The sequence below is a fragment of the Peribacillus sp. 05N428 genome, from assembly GCF_056397085.1.
Genome location: NZ_JBFTMS010000002.1, coordinates 92,336 through 112,657, shown reverse-complemented (window position 1 = coordinate 112,657; position 20,322 = coordinate 92,336). Strand labels below are relative to the sequence as shown.

At 39.2% G+C, this 20,322-nt stretch carries 18 protein-coding genes and 1 pseudogene; 8 read left to right on the top strand and 11 right to left on the bottom strand.

Features of this window, described 5'->3' with window-relative positions; all coding sequences use genetic code 11:
• Positions 1–3: 3 nt before the first annotated feature.
• The 9 genes from AC1DIV_RS02220 to AC1DIV_RS02180 form a co-directional block, all read right to left on the bottom strand.
• Positions 4–1,272, bottom strand: coding sequence for an oligosaccharide flippase family protein (locus AC1DIV_RS02220; protein WP_340878198.1), 1,269 nt, complete (start codon positions 1,270–1,272; stop codon positions 4–6).
• A gap of 34 nt (positions 1,273–1,306) precedes the next feature.
• Positions 1,307–2,038, bottom strand: coding sequence for a WbqC family protein (locus AC1DIV_RS02215; protein ID WP_340878199.1), 732 nt, complete (start codon positions 2,036–2,038; stop codon positions 1,307–1,309).
• Positions 2,039–2,665: a PIG-L deacetylase family protein gene (locus AC1DIV_RS02210; protein WP_063595589.1), complete on the bottom strand. Its 627-nt coding sequence runs from the start codon at positions 2,663–2,665 to the stop codon at positions 2,039–2,041. It lies immediately after the preceding gene.
• Positions 2,665–3,642, bottom strand: coding sequence for a Gfo/Idh/MocA family protein (locus tag AC1DIV_RS02205; RefSeq protein WP_340878200.1), 978 nt, complete (start codon positions 3,640–3,642; stop codon positions 2,665–2,667). The genes AC1DIV_RS02210 and AC1DIV_RS02205 overlap by 1 nt, the downstream gene beginning before the upstream one ends.
• Positions 3,632–4,756 (bottom strand): DegT/DnrJ/EryC1/StrS family aminotransferase, encoded by a 1,125-nt coding sequence (locus AC1DIV_RS02200; RefSeq protein WP_340878201.1) that lies wholly within the window; start codon positions 4,754–4,756, stop codon positions 3,632–3,634. The genes AC1DIV_RS02205 and AC1DIV_RS02200 overlap by 11 nt, the downstream gene beginning before the upstream one ends.
• Before the next feature lie 99 nt (positions 4,757–4,855).
• Positions 4,856–6,028, bottom strand: coding sequence for a glycosyltransferase family 4 protein (locus AC1DIV_RS02195; RefSeq protein WP_340878202.1), 1,173 nt, complete (start codon positions 6,026–6,028; stop codon positions 4,856–4,858).
• 173 nt (positions 6,029–6,201) lie between these two features.
• Entirely contained in the window at positions 6,202–7,914 is a 1,713-nt protein-coding gene (locus AC1DIV_RS02190; RefSeq protein WP_340878203.1) for a right-handed parallel beta-helix repeat-containing protein, read from the bottom strand.
• A gap of 492 nt (positions 7,915–8,406) precedes the next feature.
• Positions 8,407–8,949 (bottom strand): hypothetical protein, encoded by a 543-nt coding sequence (locus AC1DIV_RS02185; RefSeq protein WP_477575693.1) that lies wholly within the window; start codon positions 8,947–8,949, stop codon positions 8,407–8,409.
• An 8-nt stretch (positions 8,950–8,957) separates the two neighbouring features.
• Positions 8,958–10,151 carry a ParM/StbA family protein gene (locus tag AC1DIV_RS02180; RefSeq protein ID WP_048680510.1) on the bottom strand — a complete coding sequence of 398 codons (1,194 nt, stop codon included), beginning with the start codon at positions 10,149–10,151 and terminating at the stop codon, positions 8,958–8,960.
• Between the two features lie 340 nt (positions 10,152–10,491).
• Between AC1DIV_RS02180 and AC1DIV_RS02175 the strand changes: the two genes are divergently transcribed.
• Positions 10,492–10,806: an FAD-dependent oxidoreductase gene (locus AC1DIV_RS02175; protein WP_340878205.1), complete on the top strand. Its 315-nt coding sequence runs from the start codon at positions 10,492–10,494 to the stop codon at positions 10,804–10,806.
• 92 nt (positions 10,807–10,898) lie between these two features.
• Here AC1DIV_RS02175 and AC1DIV_RS02170 read toward each other — a convergent pair.
• Positions 10,899–11,211 (bottom strand): annotated as a pseudogene (locus AC1DIV_RS02170) (ParM/StbA family protein); the annotation flags it as partial.
• Between the two features lie 366 nt (positions 11,212–11,577).
• Here AC1DIV_RS02170 and AC1DIV_RS02165 point away from each other — a divergent pair.
• The 3 genes from AC1DIV_RS02165 (at position 11,578) to AC1DIV_RS02155 (ending at position 14,204) form a co-directional block, all read left to right on the top strand.
• Positions 11,578–13,098 (top strand): FAD-dependent oxidoreductase, encoded by a 1,521-nt coding sequence (locus AC1DIV_RS02165; protein WP_340878206.1) that lies wholly within the window; start codon positions 11,578–11,580, stop codon positions 13,096–13,098.
• A 112-nt stretch (positions 13,099–13,210) separates the two neighbouring features.
• Positions 13,211–13,405 carry a YwbE family protein gene (locus AC1DIV_RS02160; protein ID WP_034316239.1) on the top strand — a complete coding sequence of 65 codons (195 nt, stop codon included), beginning with the start codon at positions 13,211–13,213 and terminating at the stop codon, positions 13,403–13,405.
• 139 nt (positions 13,406–13,544) lie between these two features.
• Positions 13,545–14,204, top strand: coding sequence for an SIMPL domain-containing protein (locus tag AC1DIV_RS02155; protein WP_127777596.1), 660 nt, complete (start codon positions 13,545–13,547; stop codon positions 14,202–14,204).
• A 364-nt stretch (positions 14,205–14,568) separates the two neighbouring features.
• Here the strand turns inward: AC1DIV_RS02155 and purU are convergent, their stop codons facing one another.
• Positions 14,569–15,468, bottom strand: a complete 900-nt coding sequence (gene purU / locus AC1DIV_RS02150; protein ID WP_053537426.1) for a formyltetrahydrofolate deformylase — start codon at positions 15,466–15,468, stop codon at positions 14,569–14,571.
• Positions 15,469–16,148: 680 nt separating this feature from the next.
• On the opposite strand from purU, the gene AC1DIV_RS02145 reads away from it, so the two are divergent.
• From AC1DIV_RS02145 to AC1DIV_RS02130, 4 genes are all read left to right on the top strand, one after another.
• Positions 16,149–16,901, top strand: coding sequence for a hypothetical protein (locus AC1DIV_RS02145; RefSeq protein WP_340878207.1), 753 nt, complete (start codon positions 16,149–16,151; stop codon positions 16,899–16,901).
• Between the two features lie 1,037 nt (positions 16,902–17,938).
• The gene (locus tag AC1DIV_RS02140) at positions 17,939–18,718 is read left to right on the top strand and encodes a transporter substrate-binding domain-containing protein (RefSeq protein WP_053536955.1); all 780 of its coding nucleotides are present in this window, start codon (positions 17,939–17,941) and stop codon (positions 18,716–18,718) included.
• A gap of 26 nt (positions 18,719–18,744) precedes the next feature.
• Positions 18,745–19,410 carry an amino acid ABC transporter permease gene (locus AC1DIV_RS02135; RefSeq protein WP_048685680.1) on the top strand — a complete coding sequence of 222 codons (666 nt, stop codon included), beginning with the start codon at positions 18,745–18,747 and terminating at the stop codon, positions 19,408–19,410.
• Positions 19,411–19,421: 11 nt separating this feature from the next.
• The gene (locus AC1DIV_RS02130; RefSeq protein ID WP_095390614.1) at positions 19,422–20,162 is read left to right on the top strand and encodes an amino acid ABC transporter ATP-binding protein; all 741 of its coding nucleotides are present in this window, start codon (positions 19,422–19,424) and stop codon (positions 20,160–20,162) included.
• The last annotated feature ends 160 nt before the right edge of the window (positions 20,163–20,322 follow it).

Sequence of the window (20,322 nt, the reverse complement as noted above, 5' to 3'; positions counted from 1 at the left end):
TTTTTAGGTATCCTCTCGATCTATGGAATGTATCGCCCTATAGCCAAGGAGAACAAAAAAGTAGTAGCTGGCCCCCATACAAATGCTAAAGTATAAAATGGCTGCTTCAGCTGAGCCCCCTGAAATGAAAATGACCAGTACTCCAATCGATGACAGTAACAGCCTTGAAACATCCCATAAGAGCTGAGTCCGTTGTTTTTTGGCTAAATATAATATTTGGGAAACTGGCATGACAATCACTTGACTTATAAACATAAATGACATCAATGTCACATATTCACCGGAAACACGCCACTCTTCACCAAAAACAAAGCTGAAGACACCGGGTGCTATCCATGCCAAAATTGCCATTGACGGCACACCTAACATGGCCGTTTTAGTCATAATGCTCTTATACAAATGTAAAACTCTTCCTGGTTCATTTGAAATGCTTTTTGCCACTTCGGCATAGAATACTGTCGAAATGCTCGCTCCCACCATCGTAATGGGCAGACCTATCGTTTTTGAAGCCATGGAAAAATGCCCTGTCACGTCAGGTCCGTATAGACGCATCAATAACAAAAAAATGATTTGCAGGGATAAGGAACTTAAGAGGGTTGACCATGTGGAGTATTTCGCAAATTTCTCATATTTTTTAAGCAAATAACCGATTCTCCTATAGTTCACTTTTGGCCAATGCATTCGCTTTAAGAAATATCGCCAAATGTACACAAGGGTTATTCCCCGTCCTATCATATCTCCCGCTATTAAACCAATTCCTGGAGTCACATGATTAATGGAAATGAGTGAGAACTGACTTGTTACATTGCTAATCGATTGAAGCAGTTTAGAATGAGTTAGCCCTTTAAACTTATCTTCTTTTAACATCCAGTAGCTCATCACTTGATAGATTCCAGCAAAAAACAGGCCAATTGAAAGTAAAAAGTCATTCATAATCGAAGCTTCTATACCGTATAATCGAAATAATGATAGATTAAGGAACCCCAAACCTATATTCAGGATACAAACGACAGCAATCGTAAACATGCTAATGTACATCAAGTGAACCATATTACTATGGTTTTTTTCTAGGGGGATCGCCTTTTCTAAACAAAGGGATGAAAATGATATGAGAATGGCCAAAAGTGACGTATAGGTTGAAAACACCCCAAAATCTTCTGGTGTATATATTCTTGTCAGTATGGGAGAACTTGCGAATAGAATAAGCTGTGCAAGTGAATTCCCTGTTAATAATAAAAGGATCTTATTTATAAATTCATTTTTCATTTTCATATTTTCAACCACGCCACATCTCTATTTGATATACTCATTTACATTGTTTTGATTTGCCTAATATATCTTTCGTTAACGTTTCTTTTATTTGATCCGCCGAAACGTGCATGATCCAGTCTAGAATCGATAAACTTTCTACACATTCCTTTTCATTTTTCACATAATACACGGGATGGATGAACTTTTGATAAACGACTTCAATTCCTTCTTTATGAAACAATTCTTCTTCCAAGTAATCCTTTCCGCTTTTCCCGCTTAAGTAGCATGTACCTCCGGTTTGCTTAACTAAGCTGACTAATCTCTCCGTTTTTCCAAAGGAAGTGTTAATATCATTGGAAAGATGTGTTTCTCCTTCATAGTTTAAATACTTTAAAATCAATTCAAATAAATGAATATTTAAATCGACTAACAAAGCGTGTTCTTTTTGATATGCTTCTTCCAACAGCGGGAAAAAATCTTGGAAGTGCCGAGTTTTTTTATAAACTTCCGATATTTGCTTCAAATGATTCCTTTTCCATTTTTGATTTGGGGAATGATAGCTGATTAATTTTTCATCCAGCATTTCAGGCTTTTTTTGGAGCGGTACAGTTAGCCTTGACTCTTTTCCATCAGCCCCTTGAATATATGTTTTATTTTGAAAATTGCTTGAAGAGTATTTCACATCGGCCAAATATATAAAAATGTCCGATTGAAAAACCTTATGAATCAAACCAATCCAGGGCAGGAAATTGGGCTGGTGAATTGTGACTATCTTCTTTTTTTCCACCTACAAAACCTCTTTTGAAAAAATTAATAGGAATGTCTCCGCGTATTTGCAATTCACTTGGGAACCCCTCCAACTGCCAATATGCTCCGCATTCACTAAATAATGCCCCATATAACCCGTTAGCTGTGATTGGAACATGGTAATCATACGTTTTTTATCTTCCATGAACTCTGTAATATCACTATAAATATTCGGATGAAATTGATTGGCGGCGATGTTATTATTTTGGTTAATTTGTTCGAATTCATATATGGTGAATTGTTTTTTCCTGAAACAGCTTCTTACCACCTTTGATAACTTTTGATGATCTTGATGACTGTCATTCATCCAATGTGTGTAGACTTCGTCCGGATCCATCTTTTCGATGATGTCGTCTAGCTCTTTTATTAATTTATGAAGAGGGATATCTTCAACGTTATTACCCTCACAATACTTGGAAAACTGCACCTCATAACCAAAATTCTCTGATGACTCTATTGCTTCTTTTTTCCTGACCTCGATATTTGAAGGGATGGAAAATATGATGTTGATAATGTAATGCCCTTGGTTCAATAGCTTACGAATGGTACCGCCCATACTAATTTCCGCATCATCTGGGTGTGCTGTTACTAGCAATATTTTTTTCATCATGTTCCTCCATTTAAAGCTTGTTCAATGATAGATATCGCTTTAAGCGTAATGTTCTTTTGTTTCCTGTACGCTGTCACATCTTTCATCATTATCCATTCTGAAAATTCAGTGATTTCATAAAGCAAACTATTATCGCTAATAGGCTCACTTATCGTTTCTTCCATGTCATTACTGATACTGCGGTAACTTATTGTGCGAATATCGTATAACGAGTGAAAACGCAAGGTTCCGTTCTCTCCGTAAATTTCCGATATTGAATCAGTCGTTAGGTTAATTTTTGAAATCAACATCGTTATTTTAAAATCTTCATATTCAAAAATGCACGTACCGCCTAAATCAATGTTTTTTACGATCAGTTGTTTAAAATAATAACTTCTAACGGGAACACCAAATAATTGAATGGCCGCATAAATAGGATAAATCCCAATCGTTCTTAATGTCCCGCCACCATGATTTTCATCGAAAAGTGGAGCTTTATCCCCTTTTAATAAGGCCGAATACTGCTTGGAATAGTTTTGATACTTTAGGGTTGCCCCATGGATTTTCCCTAACTTTTCAATAGCATTCTTTAAAATTTGAAAGTTGGGTTCATAAATGGATCTTACTGCCTCAAACACAAAAACATTTTGTTTTTCTGCAGCATCGAAAACCCGATTTGCCTGATCGGCTGTCATGAATGCCGTTTTCTCCACAATAACGTTCTTTCCATGCTCAATGGCTGCCATCGCTTGATCATAATGGGAAGCATTTGGAGTGGCTATATAAACAGTATCCAGCTCATCATCTTCAAACACTTCATTCAGGGATCCATAAACTCTAGAAACTCCTTTTTCTTTTGCAAGCTCCTTGGCAAAATGAAATCTTCTCCCCCATATTCCCATCACCTCTCCATTTGAACTTTCATTAATGGCATCAATCATGGCACAGCTTATTGGACCTGACCCCACCACTCCAATCTTATTTTTAATCGCCATGTTCCACTGCCTGTTTACATTTCGCTACAATGTATTTCAGATCATCATCTGACAAATCCAAGTGACATGGCAAAGTGAAATGAGATTCACGAAATCTATCGGCATTCGGGAGAGATGCAAGGGGATATTCCTCCAGCAATGTGGGCTGTAAATGCAATGGGACCCCATAACAATGCCCGGTGTTTATATGAGACTCTTTTAAATGCTTTTTAAATATTTCGCACTGCTCTTTGCTTTTAGACATGACGATAATTTTATAAAATGAAGATATATTGTGGTCAGATGAAGCTTGGAAGTAAAGACCGTGTTCAAGGAAAATATCCTTCAAATTTTCTTTATAGAAACTGAAGATCTCCTGCCTGACCTGGATCATCTCATAAGCTTCCTGAACTTGCAGATAACCAAGCAATGCATTAAATTCACTAAGAAGCATGTCACCTGATAATACTTGATTGACTGCACCATTTTCATTCCCATGGTGCCTTAACAACTCACAGTATTTGATTAAATCTATATCATCCGATGTAATGACACCTCCTGTGGCACTTGTAACAATTTTAGTGGGGTACATTGAAAAAACCCCAGCAAATCCTATTGTGCCTGCTTTATACCCATTTATAGTGGCACCAAAAGCATGTGAAGCATCTTCGATTAGATAAAGATCGTTTTCATCACAGAACTCTTTAATCTCAAAGATGTTATCAGGGATCCTTCCAGCAATATACGTAATTAGGACAACTTTCGTTTTAGGTGTCACGGCGTTCCTCAGGCTAGTTAAATCCAAATTGAAATCCTCTAAATTAATGTCACAAAGAACGACCCTTCCTTTCGCATTTTTCACCGCATATACTGGAGAAATAAACGTATTGCTTGGCATGATCACTTCTTTGCCTTCAACATCCAGGTACTTTAAAATAATTTCAATGGCTGCCGTTGCACTGGAAAGTGCGACAGCATACTTAGAATCACTGTATTGTCTGACGCTTTCTTCAAATTTCCGAGTATATTCACCTAAAATTAACCTGCCGGAATCCAAAATGCGTTCAATGTTCTTAAGGTATTCCCGCTTTACCCAACCTGTTATCACTGGCTTTGTATTTACGATAGTCTCCATGGAACTCCACCCTTTTTCCAAAATTAGATCTTTCAATATACGTTAAGTCAGATGCAGACGAATATATCAAATTCTGAATGACCCATTGTTCATGAATGTTCAATGATTATTATCAACCAATTCCGACAGTGTTCTCTCCAGTTTTGAAATCAATTTGGTTTTCTCATAATTCAGGGTTAAACGCTCTATATTTTCTTGTATTTTCAGATACATTCGTTTGTCACTTTTCATTGATTTTACATACTCTATCATTTTTGATCGTTCACTATATTCAAAACCGTGACCTGCATCATATTTTGTCATGACCTCATGCTGCCAGCCTTTATAGTTTATTAATGTTGGTTTTCCGGCTGCCCAAAAATCAAAAAGTTTATTTTGGCTATTCCTATCCAATATTTCATTATCACGTACAAAACACAGACCTATATGAGATACGGCCATTAATAAGTACGCTTCTTTTTTAGATACCTGATCCAAGAAAATGACGTTGTTTAAGTTTTTGCTCTCTTTCACTTGAATTAAGCGCTCTTTTTCCTTTCCATCCCCTACAATTAGATAGACAATATCGGGGTCATCCGTCTTTTCGGCAAGCTGTAAAATATAATCGATATTATTGATAAATCCTAATGTGCCTGCATATAAACAGATAAACTTCGCTTTCAAACCTAATTTATCCAATGCCTCTTCTTTATCTTCGGAACGAATTAAAGAAAAATAGTTTATATCCGCAAAGTTAGTAACCGTAGCAATTTTTTCCCGTTTAACTCCTTTTCTCAATAAATCTTCTTTCATTCCAGGCGAAAGCACGATGATTTTGTCAGCTGAAGAATAAATCATGCTTTCTAGCTTCAATAAAATTCTCTTTAACCATTCATGTCTGATGATTCCCAGCTCAATAGGTATATCTGGCCATAAATCCCTTACTTCAAAAACAAATTCGCTGCGCTTCACCTTGGCAAGAAGCATACCTATCAATCCAATTGTCAAAGGGGTCGAGGAAGCATAAACAACGTCTACCTCCTTCTCCTTCACCCCAATAAAAAAACTTTTATACATATAATGAACAAACGATAGTAATCTTTTCAGGTAACTATATTCTTGTTTATATTTAGTTTTGGTTGAGATTATCTTTATTCCCTCTCGCGAATCTATGGAATTCCCGGTGATGATGGTGACTTTATTATTTTTGGAGACTAAAAATTTAGCTATTTCATAAGATCGGGTACTGCCTTTATCGGTATTGAAATATTGATGCAAATAAAGAATCTTCACTTTTCCACTTCCTCTTTTACCCACTGTGATTCAATTTGACTTACAGAGTAATGCTTTGCCTATTGCTTCACTCCAGAAAACAAATGTAACACTTAATATAGGTGGCCAATGTCCCTTTTTTAAAATGGGGCGTTTTAACTTTGAAACCCACTAGCATCTTGTACAGCCCTCCCTTACTCTAGAAGATGGGCTTCACCATCTTCCATGCTGTTTTTCGCATTAGGTTTGTTCCAGTCAAGGAATGCTGAAATGGCAATCCAGTCATCCAGGCGGTTATAAACCGTTTTGTCTTGTACATGGATTTCATGCCCAACTTCGGTAAATCTGTTATCCCCTTCAATGACGTTGCTTTTCATGTTCAAAGAGGTGATGGCATAGTCATTTGTAGGGCTGCCGTTATTATGCGACCCTCTGATACCAATGCCCGCTGAAATAAACTTTTCATCGGATTTATAAATTTGGTTTATGATGTTTCCTTTGATTTTGGTGAACTTATTGGAGCTAAGCATCGCGATCCCATTGTTGAGGCCATTTTCAATGATATTGCTTTCAATAAGGGCATTTTTGGTCACATGAATACTGATGCCTCCCCATTCCTCGACATTAGCCCGGACATCATTCACATAATTGCCTTTAATCACGACATTTTGCAGGAAGCCCATCTTTGTTTCAGTAAGATCATGGTATTGCGTTCCGTTGACTGTAATGCCCCGTTCACTGACTGTTGCATTTTTACCTATATCGTAATACGCATAATCATTAAAAGAATTGATTCTATTCCCCTCAATCGTAATATTGCCGGGTGGGTAAGCTGAGATAGCTCCTCCCTTATAATCCATTCCGCCGACAATGATTGGAAAACGCGTGTTTAAGATGACATTATTCGTGAAGGAAACATTTTGGCCTGAATGGGTGTCAATCCCTTCCCATCCAGGGTTGTTCGCCACCACATTCCCATCGACTGCGATTGTGTCACTTCGCTGGAACTTTGATTGAGTCATTGCATCTCCGGCACTGTCTTTCCGGTGACTAAAGGCGATGCCATAGCTTTGTTTGGTATTGCCCACCGTCTCCCCGGGCCCAAGATTTCTCACTGTCGCATGCCTTACAGTCACGTTACTCGCGGAATAACCGCCGATGCCTGCATATCCAATATCCTTTATGACCATTTTGTTTCTTTTTCTTGAATCAGACCCTTTAATCATGACTCCATTCACATGTTCTAAGTAAATGCCATATCCCTCATACCCAGTAATTTGAACATCTTCGATCAGGATATTTTGAAGCCTGTGCAAATCATTCACAGCCGAATAGACAGACACCAAATCCGCCGTGGATTTGGATTGATCGATTGCAGTGACCTCAATGCCCCTGTTCCTTGCTTCATAATAATTTCTCGGTTTCCCAGTTTCGGGGTCTTCCGTCCTTCTTTTTCCTTCTAGTATCAGGTTTTTGACACCAGTATGGCTCACCATGATTTTAATGGTGACAGAATTGCTGGAGGGCTGGGTACACATTGTCGTGACGGGGCGATCGTTCTCAACCGTCCCTTCTAAAATGACCCCTTCTTTCATTGCAATAAAGGCACTCGCCGTAAACTGGCCTTTTGACAAACGGACCGTTCCCCTTTTCCCATTCGATACATCTTGCGGATAGGCTGAAACCTTTGTAATGGCATTATTAAGGATCGTCCGGATCGATGTCGCGGAATGGTTTGCGTCTAGTGACATCGTTTGTTTTAACTCCCCTTTATTGTCCAATAACTGAATCGCGGTGCCCGTTGTGGGACTGCAGATCTCGTTTGCCCCGATGGCAGTTGATTGAAGGGAGAAGAGCGCCACGATCAACACAGTAACTATTCCTGTTATTTCATATAATCGTTTCATCTGAATACTCCCATGTCTTTTATTCATTTTTTCTACAGTTGTTTTGCATTTTCCAGGGCAGAAACCAGACACGACACCCTAGTCGACCTAGAAAAGAGTGGTGCCTATAATGTTACAAGGGATTTGAGATGTGAGTTTCTCAAAATCAACATAAGATGTTTTAATCTTGGAACAGTCGCTTAAACGTATAGTTCATTCGACAATTTTCACAAAAAAACTTCAATCGATCATAAATGGGATAAACTGGATTTTGTTTGAAGAAAGCTTCACTATTGAAAAGTGACGGCCGTTTGATGTGTGTTTTATTCTAAGGAGGAATGTGTCCGGTGTTACTTGGGGGACTCTTCATTCGACAGAAAAAGCCTTTCCCCGATGTTTGCCGGGAAAAGGCTGCAGCTTGATATATTCTTTTTTATGTTTCATTCCTCATAACCCCCGCAAAGAAAAAGGAGGATATCCAACTTGTCGCCGGATATCCTCCTATATGTTCACTCACTGGTTCATTTGATCAAGAAAATCACCCAGGAGATCATCAAGATTTTCCTCTTCAGGTTCTGGTTCCTCCACTTGTTGTGTGGTTTTTTCCAAACTCCAATCAAAGTCATCCAAATCTTTCTTAGATATTTCTGCCTGCACCACTTCATTATCCTGTTCTTCGGGCTCATCCTGCAAATAAATCTCCTCATTAATTACATTGCTGTCTAATGAGGCTAGCAATGCTGTTGCGCGTAAAGGATCGGATAAAAGATGGTACATAATCGTTCCAAGCATAGCTTCTGAGTGGGAATGCTTGAGCCAGTCACGCTGAGATTTGCTAAGCTTGTTCGGCATGGGCAGGGCAATCATTTCCCGTTCCTGATGGGTCGATTGTCCGATTCCATCGAGAACATACTCGGCAATTTTACTGGAAAAATTCCTTCTTTCCGTTTCTTTCAATTTCTGCAGCTGCCTTAACGTATAATCTGATACATTTGAAGGGATACGAAAAGTGATGGCTTGTCCTCTTTTGATTTCAGAAGAAGCTGTTTTTTTCATTCTCTCACCTATTTAACAGCACCTGATCTTTGTTCTTTCTTCTTTTGGTGGGATTGCTGCTGTTCCTTTGAATTCCGGCGATTAAAATCCGAAATCAATTTATAATAGGCGTTGGCCATCATCCAAACGCTTTCCCGTTCATCTTCAAAAAAGTCGATATTGTAGCCATCAAAATTCTGATTGAGCGTTTTCAGGTAATCTTTCAAGACAATCGAACCTCCGCCAACAAAATAGCAGATTTCCGTTTGCGAATTTTTCTGCCATACGTTGCGCAGATGGCGATATTGCTTTTTCGCAAGTTCCCCTAAAATCCGGTCAACGATATCATGGACGCTTGTCCGGCTTCCGCGAACCATAATATGGTTACGATCGTTTTTCTTCGTGATGATTTCAACGACATCTCGTCTGCTATCCAGCTCGACACCGTGTTTTTTTCTGATTTCTTCACGAATAGATTCTAGGGCCTCAGCTACTCCTAGATTGAATCCTTGCGCCTTATCATCGTCAACTTTACGGTTTTTAATGACCGCGATATCTGTCGATAGTCCGCCAATATCTTGAATGAGAATTCTTCTATCTATTAATTCACGGTTAATGATATTCAAATCATTGTCCATGACTAAATTAATGTATGCGGCGAAGCCCTCTGGATAGACTTTCACTTCATCAAATTTGATATTAACCTTAATACCTTGGTATTTAGGTGTAATTAAAAATTCTACTTGGTGAACGGATCCCAGTAGCTTCGAACGGTACCCAACATCTTTCCCTTCCTTAACTTCCCGAAGAGGTAGACCTGTTCCAAGCGTATAATTCGCTTCGACAACGTTATTTACTTTTTTGAACTTATCATTATTCCCTTGCTTGGCAGCATCCAATGCAATAGCCGCAAAAAGCATGACTAATGTTTGGTCTTCCTCTGATTTACTGCTCCCCAAATCTAGTTCTGTTGGGTTATCACTTTTTGTCGCTAAATTTCCGACACGATAAATGGCATTATTGTCTTGCAAGGCTGGTGAATGGACTCTAATATGTAACCCTTCCAATGGGTTTTTTTCATCGAGTTCTTCGATTCCTATGACCGGACGATCTTCAATGTCTTTTGCAATGACATTTGGTATATATAGTTCAGACTCTAGCTTTCCAAAAATAGCTTTAATTGCATCATTTCCTACGTCTATTGCTGCGATTCTAGAACTCATCTAAAAACATCCCCTTTTTCATAAAAAAATTTAGGTGGAGCACTCTATTAAGCATAGAAAAGGTTTCTATATTAGTCAATGCTTCATAAGTTGTAGCTTTATTTGTCGAATTGTATTCATTTGTGTACACATTAGGAACAAATATGTACACACGTTATATATAGCCATGTGTACTCATTTGTAAACGTGTTTACTTTTTTGTGTACAAACCAACTATTTTTGTTTACATGTATACAATATTGCAAACAAACAAAAAAACCAATTTTTAATAATCTTCATCATATAAAAGAAAGCGTAAAAAAGGAGAATTTGGTCATGGCAATAAATTGGACAAGCACTAATGAAACGTATGAAGATATTAAAATTACCAAAAAAATACAGAACTTCCTCAATATCCGTAGCCTTATTGGCGCAGCACTTTATCCTTCCTTCGTTTTCTAAGCTAGAAACAGATATAACAACTGATGTCTTAATTGTTGGTGGCGGAATTACGGGTATCACTTCAGCTTATCTAATAGCCAAGCAATGTGCGAAAGACGCATTCATTGAGGCAGATGAGACCCTTAATGGAACAACAGGCCACACAACCGCAAAAATCACGGTCCAGCACGGCTTGATTTACAACCAATTTATTACTGATCACAGTGAGGAATAGGCCAGACTATACTATATGAGGCCAACACTGAAGGAACGGAGCTATCAAAGGATTGATAGAAAAAACATTCTATTGAATGGACAAGATGCTTATGTATACGCAAATACTAATGTTTGGTCCTCCTCTGATTTACTGCTCCCCAAATCTAGTTCTGTTGGGTTATCACTTTTTGTCGCTAAATTTCCGACACGATAAATGGCATTATTGTCTTGCAAGGCTGGTGAATGGACTCTAATATGTATCCCTTCCAAGGTTTTTTTACATCGAGTTCTTCGATTCCCATGACTGGCCGAACTTCATGTCTTTTGCAATGACATTTGGTATATATGTTATAGGCTCTAGCTTTTCAAAAATAGTTTTAATTGCATCATTTCCTCCGTCTACTGCTGCGATTCTAGAACTCATCTAAAAACATTCCCCTTTTTCATAGAAAAAAATTAGGTGGAGCACTCTCGATAGAAGAGATTTCTATATTAGTCGACGCTTCATTAGCTGTAGCTTTATTTTCATTTGTCGAATTGTATTCATTTTTGTACACATTAGGAACAAGCATGTATACACCATATATATAGCCATGCGTACGTGTTTGTAAACATGTATACTTATTTGTGTACAAACTATCTATTTTTGTTTACATGTATACGTAATTGTAAACATACCGAATAATGTATTTTTTTAGTCTTTCTTCTTACAAAAATAAGCGTATAAATAGCGGATTTGGGTATGGTAATAAATGGACGATTCACTAATGAACTGTATGGAGGTATTCAAATGACTGAAAAAAATACAGACCTTCCCCGATTTCCGGAACCTTATTGGCGCAGTGCGTTGACATTCCCTACTTTTTCTAAATTAGATACAGATTTAACCACTGATGTCTTAATAGTAGGCGGCGGAATTACCGGAATCACATCTGCTTACCTACTAGCTAAACAAGGTGTTAAAGTCACACTGATTGAAGCAGGCCAAATCCTTACTGGAACGACGGGACACACTACAGCAAAAATCACGGCCCAGCATGGCCTGATTTACGACCAGTTGATCACTGACCATGGCGAAGAGAATGCCAAGCTTTATTATGAAGCCAATACAGATGGAATGAAGCTGATTAAAGACTTGGTAGAAGAACATTCCATTGAATGTAATTTGACTGCACAGGATGCCTATGTGTACGCAAATACGGACGAATATATAAGCAAAATCCAAAAAGAACTGAGAGCCTATCAAAAACTTGGCATTCGGGGGGATTATGCGGAGAATATCCCTTTCTCCATTCCATGTAAAGCTGCTGTGATAATGAAAGATCAAGCACAGTTTCACCCATTAAAATATTTAACGTCCCTCATTTCGACAATTATCGATGCAGGAGGCACAATCTATGAACGGACAACGGCAATGAAGATTGAAGACGGCGATCCACCAACCGTTCTGACGGATACGGGACATTCCATCAAAAGCAATCAGGTTATCGTGGCCTCCCACTTCCCTTTCAATGATGAAAAGGGCTTATACTTTGCCCGTGTTCATGTAAGTAGGTCCTATGTGCTTGGCATCAGGACTGAACAGGAGTATCCAGGCGGGATGTTTTACAGTGCAGACAGCCCTAGCCGCTCCCTTCGCTATACGGAATTGGACAATGGGGAAAAACTTATACTTGTTGGCGGAGATGGCCATAAAACAGGCCAGGGAATCTCGACGATCGAGCATTATGAAGCACTGAAGGACTTCAGTGCCCAGTATTTTGATGTAAAAGACATTCCCTACCGCTGGTCGGCACAGGATATCGTGACACCGGATAATATCCCCTTCGTCGGTCCAGTGACATCGAACCAACAAAACGTCCTGATAGCTACCGGCTATGCGAAATGGGGAATGACGAATGGATCGATTGCCGCCAGGATCTTAACTGACCGGATTTTGCAAAAAGATAACCGGTATGCGGAATTGTATGATCCTGCCCGTTTAAAAGGCGTGAAGAATATTCTCCAAGATAATGCTGATGTGGCGAAGCATCTCATCAAAGGCAAATTGGCTGTCAATCATAAAACGCCGGAAGACATAGGAATTGATGAAGGAGCAATCGTGAAGGTGGATGGAGACAAAGCTGGGTGTTACCGTGACCATGATGGCCAGCTTCATATTGTTGATTCCACATGTACACACATGGGGTGTGAAGTTGCCTGGAATAGCGGCGACCGTACTTGGGATTGCCCATGCCACGGCTCCCGCTACTCCATCGCTGGTGAAGTGTTGAATGGCCCTGCTGTCGAACCATTGAAGAAAATTCGCTGACTGCCAATTTGTGATTTTATCTAATAGTCGACTGGAACCGCCGTTTTCCTTATACTGAAGTTACTGCATAGTTGAATGGCTGCAAATAACTCTGAAAAGGAATGAATCGAACATGAACGGTAAAAACCGGAAAGATATTACCCCAGGTGCCTCTGTGGACATTGTACTTAAAGCAGATCAACGCACCGGAAAACTGACAAGCGGCACTGTAAAGGATATTTTAACCAACTCCAGCACCCACCCTCATGGAATTAAAGTAAGATTGACTGATGGCCAGGTGGGCAGGGTACAAGTCATTCATAAGTAATGTGCACTCGGTCCAGGCCGAGTGTTTTTTTGTGATTGTTCGATGAATTAATGACAAAGGGGGATATTTCAATCATGTTTCCCATTCATAATTCGTACAATAGGGTTGAGAATATCTCTATAAAAAGGCTGGTGTCAAAATGAATCAAGAATACAATGCCCCCGTTAGGGATCATTACCGCAACGATGAACATATATTGAAAGTTTCCGGCTCAGAGACGCTATCTGCTGCTCCGGATCAAGCCACGATCACCCTTGGAGTCATAACAGAGGATGAGGACCCGCAAAAGGCCCAGCAAGCCAATTCCCAAGCAATCGCAAATGTCATCGCATCACTTAAATCCGCAGGCATTCCCGAAGAGCAATTGAAAACGAGTGATTACAGAATCGATCCACAATATGATTATATTGACGGAAAGGAATTGTTCAAGAACTACAAAGTCCAGCACATCATACAAGCCCAGACGACCGACATCGAGAAAATAGGCAGCATAATCGATACGGCCGTCAGAAGCGGCGCCAATTCAATCACCAGCATCCGCTTCTCTTTATCCAATCCAGATGCATACTATAACCAGGCACTTTCTCTAGCTTTAAAAAATGCATACGAAAAAGCACTCTCCATGGCCCGAACGCTAGGAATCTCATTGAACCCAGTCCCTAATAGGGTTGAAGAACTATCTGAAACGGCAACTCCAATGCTTTTTCAAACAAGTACCCTTTCAAAAATGGCGACTACCCCGATTCAGCCTGGTGAATTGAACATCACTGCCTCGGTAAGGGTGGAATACACGTACTAGCACTCACTAAATTCCATCCTAAAAACCCCCCTTGGCAACCTAAAGGGGGATTCAGAATGTGGACAAATTAGAGAAGAACTAGTTTCTTTCAATTCGTTTAAAAAGGTTCCAGGTGATTTCAGAAATCCGCTCCCTTTCCGCCGACTGTCTGCCAAGCCTCCTCGCCGGCAAGCGTCTCCAGGGTCTCGGCTAGCCAGTTCGCAAATTTCTTCAATCTAGTAAGGGTATCATTCTATAATCAAGTTAAAAAACATTCAGGATCATTCAGTATTCCACTAAAATCATGGTTCTAGGATGGCAGCAATCCGAACCTCCCTTTGTCGCAAACGGAACCCCCTTGGCAATCCAAAGGGGGTTTTTCATTTTAAAAGACTACCGTTTTATTTTCATGAACAATGACGCGGTCCTCCAAATGCCATTTAACGGCACGTGCCAGCACCCTGCGTTCAGCTGAACGACCGATTTTCTTCATATCCCCGGCAGAATCACGATGGTCCACCCGTTCGATATCCTGCTCGATGATTGGACCTTCATCCAAATCATTCGTCACATAATGGGAAGTCGCCCCAATCAGCTTAACACCTCTGTCATAAGCTCGTTCATAAGGCCGTGCTCCAATGAAGGCAGGTAAAAAGGAATGATGGATATTGATGATCCTGTTCGGATGGGCCGCTACGAAATCCGGCGTCAATATCTGCATATACCTAGCTAAAACAATAAGGTCCACTTTGAATTCTTCCAGAAGTCCAAGCTGTTTAGTCTCCACTTCCTTACGTATATCCTTATTGGCAGGAATGTAATAAAACGGGATGCCCATCGATTCGACAATTTCCCTCGTATCTTCATGATTGCTGATGACCAGCGCAATATCAGCCAATAAATCCCCGCTTTGCCACTCCCATAGCAATTCCAGAAGGCAATGAGGTTCCTTCGAAACGAAGATTGCCGTCCTCTTCAGATCACTCACATGATTAAATGTCCATTGCATCGAGAATGCTGTCGAAACTTCCTGGAATGCCAGTTGCATATCCGCTGCCTTGTCATTCAATCCTGGACAATCGAACTCGATCCTGGTGAAAAAGGTACCGCCCTCAGGATTCATCGAATACTGACTCAATTCAACAATATTTGCATCATATTCTTTAAGAAAAGCCGTAACTGTCGAAACAATTCCCGGCTGGTCCGGACATTTTATAATTAAACGGCCTCTATCTTGATTTCTTTCGCGAAATTCCTGTAACTGCTCTTGCACAAAGTTGCTCACCATTTTCCCAACTGCCCTTCTTCTATTTTGCTATATTATACTTCAATTCATGGGCAAAATTAAAGTCAGTCAATCAATTCGGGATTTTGTTGGTAGCCACGACGATCCGAAACATTCCACTATTATTCCAATATACACAGATTACACAGTAGAAATAAGTACAACACATTTTAAAATTTTTGCTTACTAGGATTTGTACCTTAATATCCTATCTATAACATCGTTCTCCTGTAAAAAAATTGGTGTTTATATAATAGAAATTAATAAAGTTCCAATAATGAAATAATTTATTTATATATTGAAACTCTAAAAATCATTTCTTATGTTACGTTTAGGATGATTTTAGACAATAATAAAAAACTATCCAACCACTTGCTCGCAGCATTATTACAACATCTCTTATTCTGAGCTATACCTATTCCGGAAGCACAGTCGATATTATTCTTTCCAATTTAAAATGATTTGTATTTGACGTTAAAACAAAACAAGGATGGAGGGGGGAAAATAAGATATGGCTACTTTAAAATTAAAAACTAAATGGCTGTATTCCTAAGAGATTCGAAATCACGTAATCTTTTGGTTGTTTCAGTGTTAAAACATTTGATTTCAATTTTGAGAAATGCACGTCTCTCTTTTCATTTAACATAGAATACACAAACTAAATGGAGGGAGAAATAACAATGATACAAAAAATGAAATCTTTACTATTTTTATCCTTGATTCTAGTTTTAGGAGCCGCTCTACTTCCATCTCATGTATTTGCAGCTGAAGGTCACTCACCTGTAACGGAGGAAAAGCCAGTTGAAAGACAACCAACATCATTAGACCCGATTGAAATTAAGGAAATTAAATTTAAAATTAATAAAAATTTATCAGACGAAAAAATCATTGATAGATTTGAAGAAATTAATTCAAAATATAATATAAATGAACCCTTTTCATTGGAAGATACAGAGTTTATAAGAGCTTATGCTTCAAGTACAAACGAAACAGAGGACATTCCCGTCCAACCAACTAACTTAATTCAACCAGTTTCACTGAAATTTGGTAATACAAATAGCCAATCTTTTAGTAAATCAAAATCAAAATATGGTGTCACTGTTAAATTCACTGGAAAAGTTTATACAAATATAAATGTATTAAATCATAGTTATCGAGGAAACCTTAAAGCTACGATTCCTGCCGGAAGTTCAAAAGTTAAAGGAATAAAAACTGCTGTAACAAATGTTGCTTATGGCGTACTAGGAAAAAGCGGAACTTACGTAGGCATAGTTTATAGTGGTTCCGCACAAAGTAGCACAACCACAAAAAAAACTTCATGGGCAATGGATAAGACTGTAAAATATAGTGCAATTGCTGTAGTATACACATACACTGATGCTTATGTAGAAGTTAAAACAACTAGTGGGTCCTTCAACTTATATGCATTTTAAGGAGAAATAATATGAAAACCTTTAGTCCAATAGGAGCTTTAATAGCAATAGTTATAATAACTTTAATAGGCTTTCTTCTTATTAAAATTGCAAGAAAATTCAAAAGATAAGACAAAGTTTTAAATGTGACAAATTGGGATAAGCCGCTAAAATTAGTATCGCTATGCCTAGTAAAATAGTAATTACAATTATAGTAGCATTTATACTCTCTATTATATTCAAAGATTTAAAAGTATAGGAACTAACAAAACCATAAGTCCGAGTAATTTAAGCAAGAAATACTTTTTCATTTTCTACTTTCCCCTTTGTTTTTGTCATAGTTCCAAGCCATAAGTTCAAACCATAAATAGCATTTGCTATTGTATTAGTCGCTGAACTTGAGACTCCGCCCCCTAGTTAATGGATTTACTTTATTGCAAATTGATCTTTAATCTTCCTTCTTTTGAACTTGATACATGGGATTTAAATGAAGCATCAGCTTTTAATTCAGCCCGAATTGTAATAATTTAATCGTATATAAAAGGAACTTGTTATACATTCCTACTTTGGAACAATGGGTTTCATTTTTGGGTAAGGAGAAAAGTGATGATATGAATGAGGGTCTTTTATTTCATGAGTCACTAGTTCTACTTTAGTAATACTTGCAAAATCAAATGCCTTTTTTTAAAGCTATCCTCTATTCATATTTCGTAGGTTTTAATCACGGAAAAGTCGGCCTGATCACGGTCGACTTTTTTATATTGAAATAGAAGTTATCTATATGGAATTGAAAAGATACCATTCGTTCTCATCCTCTATTAATATGCAGATTATCATTCTTCCAATAAATAACTGGTGGATTTAAAGGAAATGAAGGCAAACGCCGAGAACCTTTATGAAATGCATAGTGAAGGGGGATTCTTGGATGAAATGTCGGCATGATCTGGACAACCATTTTTATTTCAGGTTTATTTTCCCTAGTTAATAAGGTTATTCACTGCCTTATAAGGGTATAGACCATTCTATTAGTTTTTTTCAAAGGGGGAAATGAAATTATCATGAAATCATCCGTTACATTCATTGTATCCATTCTGGCTGTTCTTGGTCTTCTGTCCGGCTGTGCTGAAAAGGACCAGCTGGAGGACGGGAGTAAGCTGATCAATGAGGACCAGTTTGTTTTCGCTGCCTCAGGTGAATTCAAGCCATTCAGTTATGTCAATGATGACATGACCGTAACCGGGTTCGATATTGAAGTTGGCGATGCAATTGCAAAGGAACTCGACCTAGAGCCAGTGCCTAAACGGATAAAGTTCAAAGGTATCGTGGAAGGTGTTAAAACCGGTCGGGCAGATGCTGCGGTTGCCAGTCATACAATCAATGAAGAACGAAGTAAACATGTTGCCTTCTCGACCCCTTATTACTATTCAGGTCCACAAATTTTCGTCCGCCCGGATAGTGATATTAAAACGGTTGAAGATTTAAAGGGTAAGGAAGTTGCGGCTTCTAAAGGCTCTACGTACGCAACGACAGCAGAAAAATATACAACCAATGTAAAAACCTATGACAGTGATATCACCGCCCTGAAGGCATTGAGCGGAGGACGTCATGATGCCGTCATCACCGACTTCGTAACCGGTAAGGAAGCAACCAAGGAAGGTTTCGACATCGAAGGAAGGCAATTGATCGAACGAAGCGAGCAGGCCATTGTACTGCCTGACGACAACCCTCAGCTGCTTGCACGCATCAACGAAGCTCTTGAAAACCTCCGTGAAGATGGAACGCTTGCTGAAATCAGCAAAAAGTACTTTGGTGAAGACATCACAACTAAGCCTGAATAAAGATTGATAGAAAGGGAGTCATTACATTGCCAAGTTTTTCACATTTTTTTGATACATTATTTAGCTCCTCGGACGTATTCATCCGGGCCATGCTCCTCACATTGGAACTGACGGTAGTCTCCATATTGGTGGGTATCGTCATCGGTTTGCTATTTGCACTTTTAAAAATATCCAATATAAAAATTCTTGCATGGATTTCAGATACATATGTATTCCTGGTACGGGGAACGCCTTTAATCGTACAGATATTCATACTCTATTTCGGTATCAGCAATCTCTTCTTACTGCCGGACTTCTGGGCGGCGTCACTTGCCCTGGCTTTCCATAATGGAGCTTATATCTCAGAGATTTTACGTGGTACGATTCAATCCATCGACAAAGGCCAAATGGAGGCCGGACGCTCCCTTGGCATGAGCAATTCGCTCACCTTAAGGAGAATCATCTTGCCTCAAGCCTTCCGCCGCGCATTGCCGCCGCTTGGCAACCAATTCATCATCGGACTGAAGGATTCATCACTGGCGGCCTTCATATCCATGAATGAGCTGTTTAATGTAGCCACTACGTTGGGCTCGAATAATTTCGATGAAATGACTTATTTATTGATTGTAGCCGTCTACTACTTGATTCTAGTGGCTTTCCTGACCATTATCGTCAATTTATTCGAAAAGAAACTGTCCATTAGTGATCGATAGGGGGAATTGAAATGGAACAAAAAGAAATGATTCGCATTAGGAATTTAAATAAATCGTATGGAAACCTGCATGTACTTAAAGATATCGATATGAAGGTACTCGATAGCGATGTTGTCTGTCTGATCGGACCAAGCGGTTCCGGAAAAAGCACCCTCCTCCGCTGTTTGAATTATTTAGAGAAGAAAGACAGCGGCCAAATCCTCATTGAAGGAACGGAAATCAATCCTGGTACCCATGATATTAATAAAATCCGCGAGAAAGTCGGAATGGTATTTCAGCATTTCTACCTCTTTCCTCATATGACCGTACTGGAAAATGTGATCGAAGCACCGACACACGTCAAAAAAGTCCCTAAGGCCCAAGCGATTGAAGAAGCAAAGGCATTGCTTGCCAAAGTCGGTTTATCAGATAAAGCGGATGTCTATCCAAGCAAGCTCTCAGGCGGACAGAAACAGCGTGTTGCCATCGCCCGCGCCCTTGCCATGAAACCTGATATCCTGCTCTTTGATGAGCCCACCTCGGCTCTGGATCCCGAACTTGTCGGTGAAGTTCTTGCCACGATGAAGGAGCTTGCCTTGGAAGGGATGACAATGGTAGTCGTTACACATGAAATGAGCTTTGCACGTGAGGTCGGGGATTGGATTGTCTTCATGCATAATGGGAGGGTCGTCGAAAGCGGACCGCCAAAAGAATTCTTCACCAATCCAAAAGAAGAACGTACAAAAGAATTTTTGCAAACGACAGTCTTTTAATTTTAATTCTAAGTCCTGTCTGCTAGCGCGATTATAAGCAATACAGGCGTGAATTCCTGTATTGCTTTTTTTGAATGAAAAAGGATTTATTGGTTTCCTTAATATCCAGTTAGGTCGTTCCCTAAATTACATGATTAAAGTTTCAGGGATATTTCCGCTC

What these genes read in the sequence shown, in the direction of transcription:
- AC1DIV_RS02185 (WP_477575693.1), bottom strand. Translation starts at nt 8,949, where the DNA reads ATGAAAAAAACAGCTTCTTCTGAAATCAAAAGAGGACAAGCCATCACT.
- AC1DIV_RS02220 (WP_340878198.1), bottom strand. Translation starts at nt 1,272, where the DNA reads ATGAAAATGAAAAATGAATTTATAAATAAGATCCTTTTATTATTAACA.
- AC1DIV_RS02155 (WP_127777596.1), top strand. Translation starts at nt 13,545, where the DNA reads ATGAATCAAGAATACAATGCCCCCGTTAGGGATCATTACCGCAACGAT.
- AC1DIV_RS02190 (WP_340878203.1), bottom strand. Translation starts at nt 7,914, where the DNA reads ATGAAACGATTATATGAAATAACAGGAATAGTTACTGTGTTGATCGTG.
- AC1DIV_RS02165 (WP_340878206.1), top strand. Translation starts at nt 11,578, where the DNA reads ATGACTGAAAAAAATACAGACCTTCCCCGATTTCCGGAACCTTATTGG.
- AC1DIV_RS02200 (WP_340878201.1), bottom strand. Translation starts at nt 4,756, where the DNA reads ATGGAGACTATCGTAAATACAAAGCCAGTGATAACAGGTTGGGTAAAG.
- AC1DIV_RS02145 (WP_340878207.1), top strand. Translation starts at nt 16,149, where the DNA reads ATGATACAAAAAATGAAATCTTTACTATTTTTATCCTTGATTCTAGTT.
- AC1DIV_RS02175 (WP_340878205.1), top strand. Translation starts at nt 10,492, where the DNA reads ATGAAACGTATGAAGATATTAAAATTACCAAAAAAATACAGAACTTCC.
- AC1DIV_RS02180 (WP_048680510.1), bottom strand. Translation starts at nt 10,151, where the DNA reads ATGAGTTCTAGAATCGCAGCAATAGACGTAGGAAATGATGCAATTAAA.
- AC1DIV_RS02160 (WP_034316239.1), top strand. Translation starts at nt 13,211, where the DNA reads ATGAACGGTAAAAACCGGAAAGATATTACCCCAGGTGCCTCTGTGGAC.
- AC1DIV_RS02130 (WP_095390614.1), top strand. Translation starts at nt 19,422, where the DNA reads ATGGAACAAAAAGAAATGATTCGCATTAGGAATTTAAATAAATCGTAT.
- AC1DIV_RS02205 (WP_340878200.1), bottom strand. Translation starts at nt 3,642, where the DNA reads ATGGCGATTAAAAATAAGATTGGAGTGGTGGGGTCAGGTCCAATAAGC.
- AC1DIV_RS02140 (WP_053536955.1), top strand. Translation starts at nt 17,939, where the DNA reads ATGAAATCATCCGTTACATTCATTGTATCCATTCTGGCTGTTCTTGGT.
- AC1DIV_RS02210 (WP_063595589.1), bottom strand. Translation starts at nt 2,665, where the DNA reads ATGAAAAAAATATTGCTAGTAACAGCACACCCAGATGATGCGGAAATT.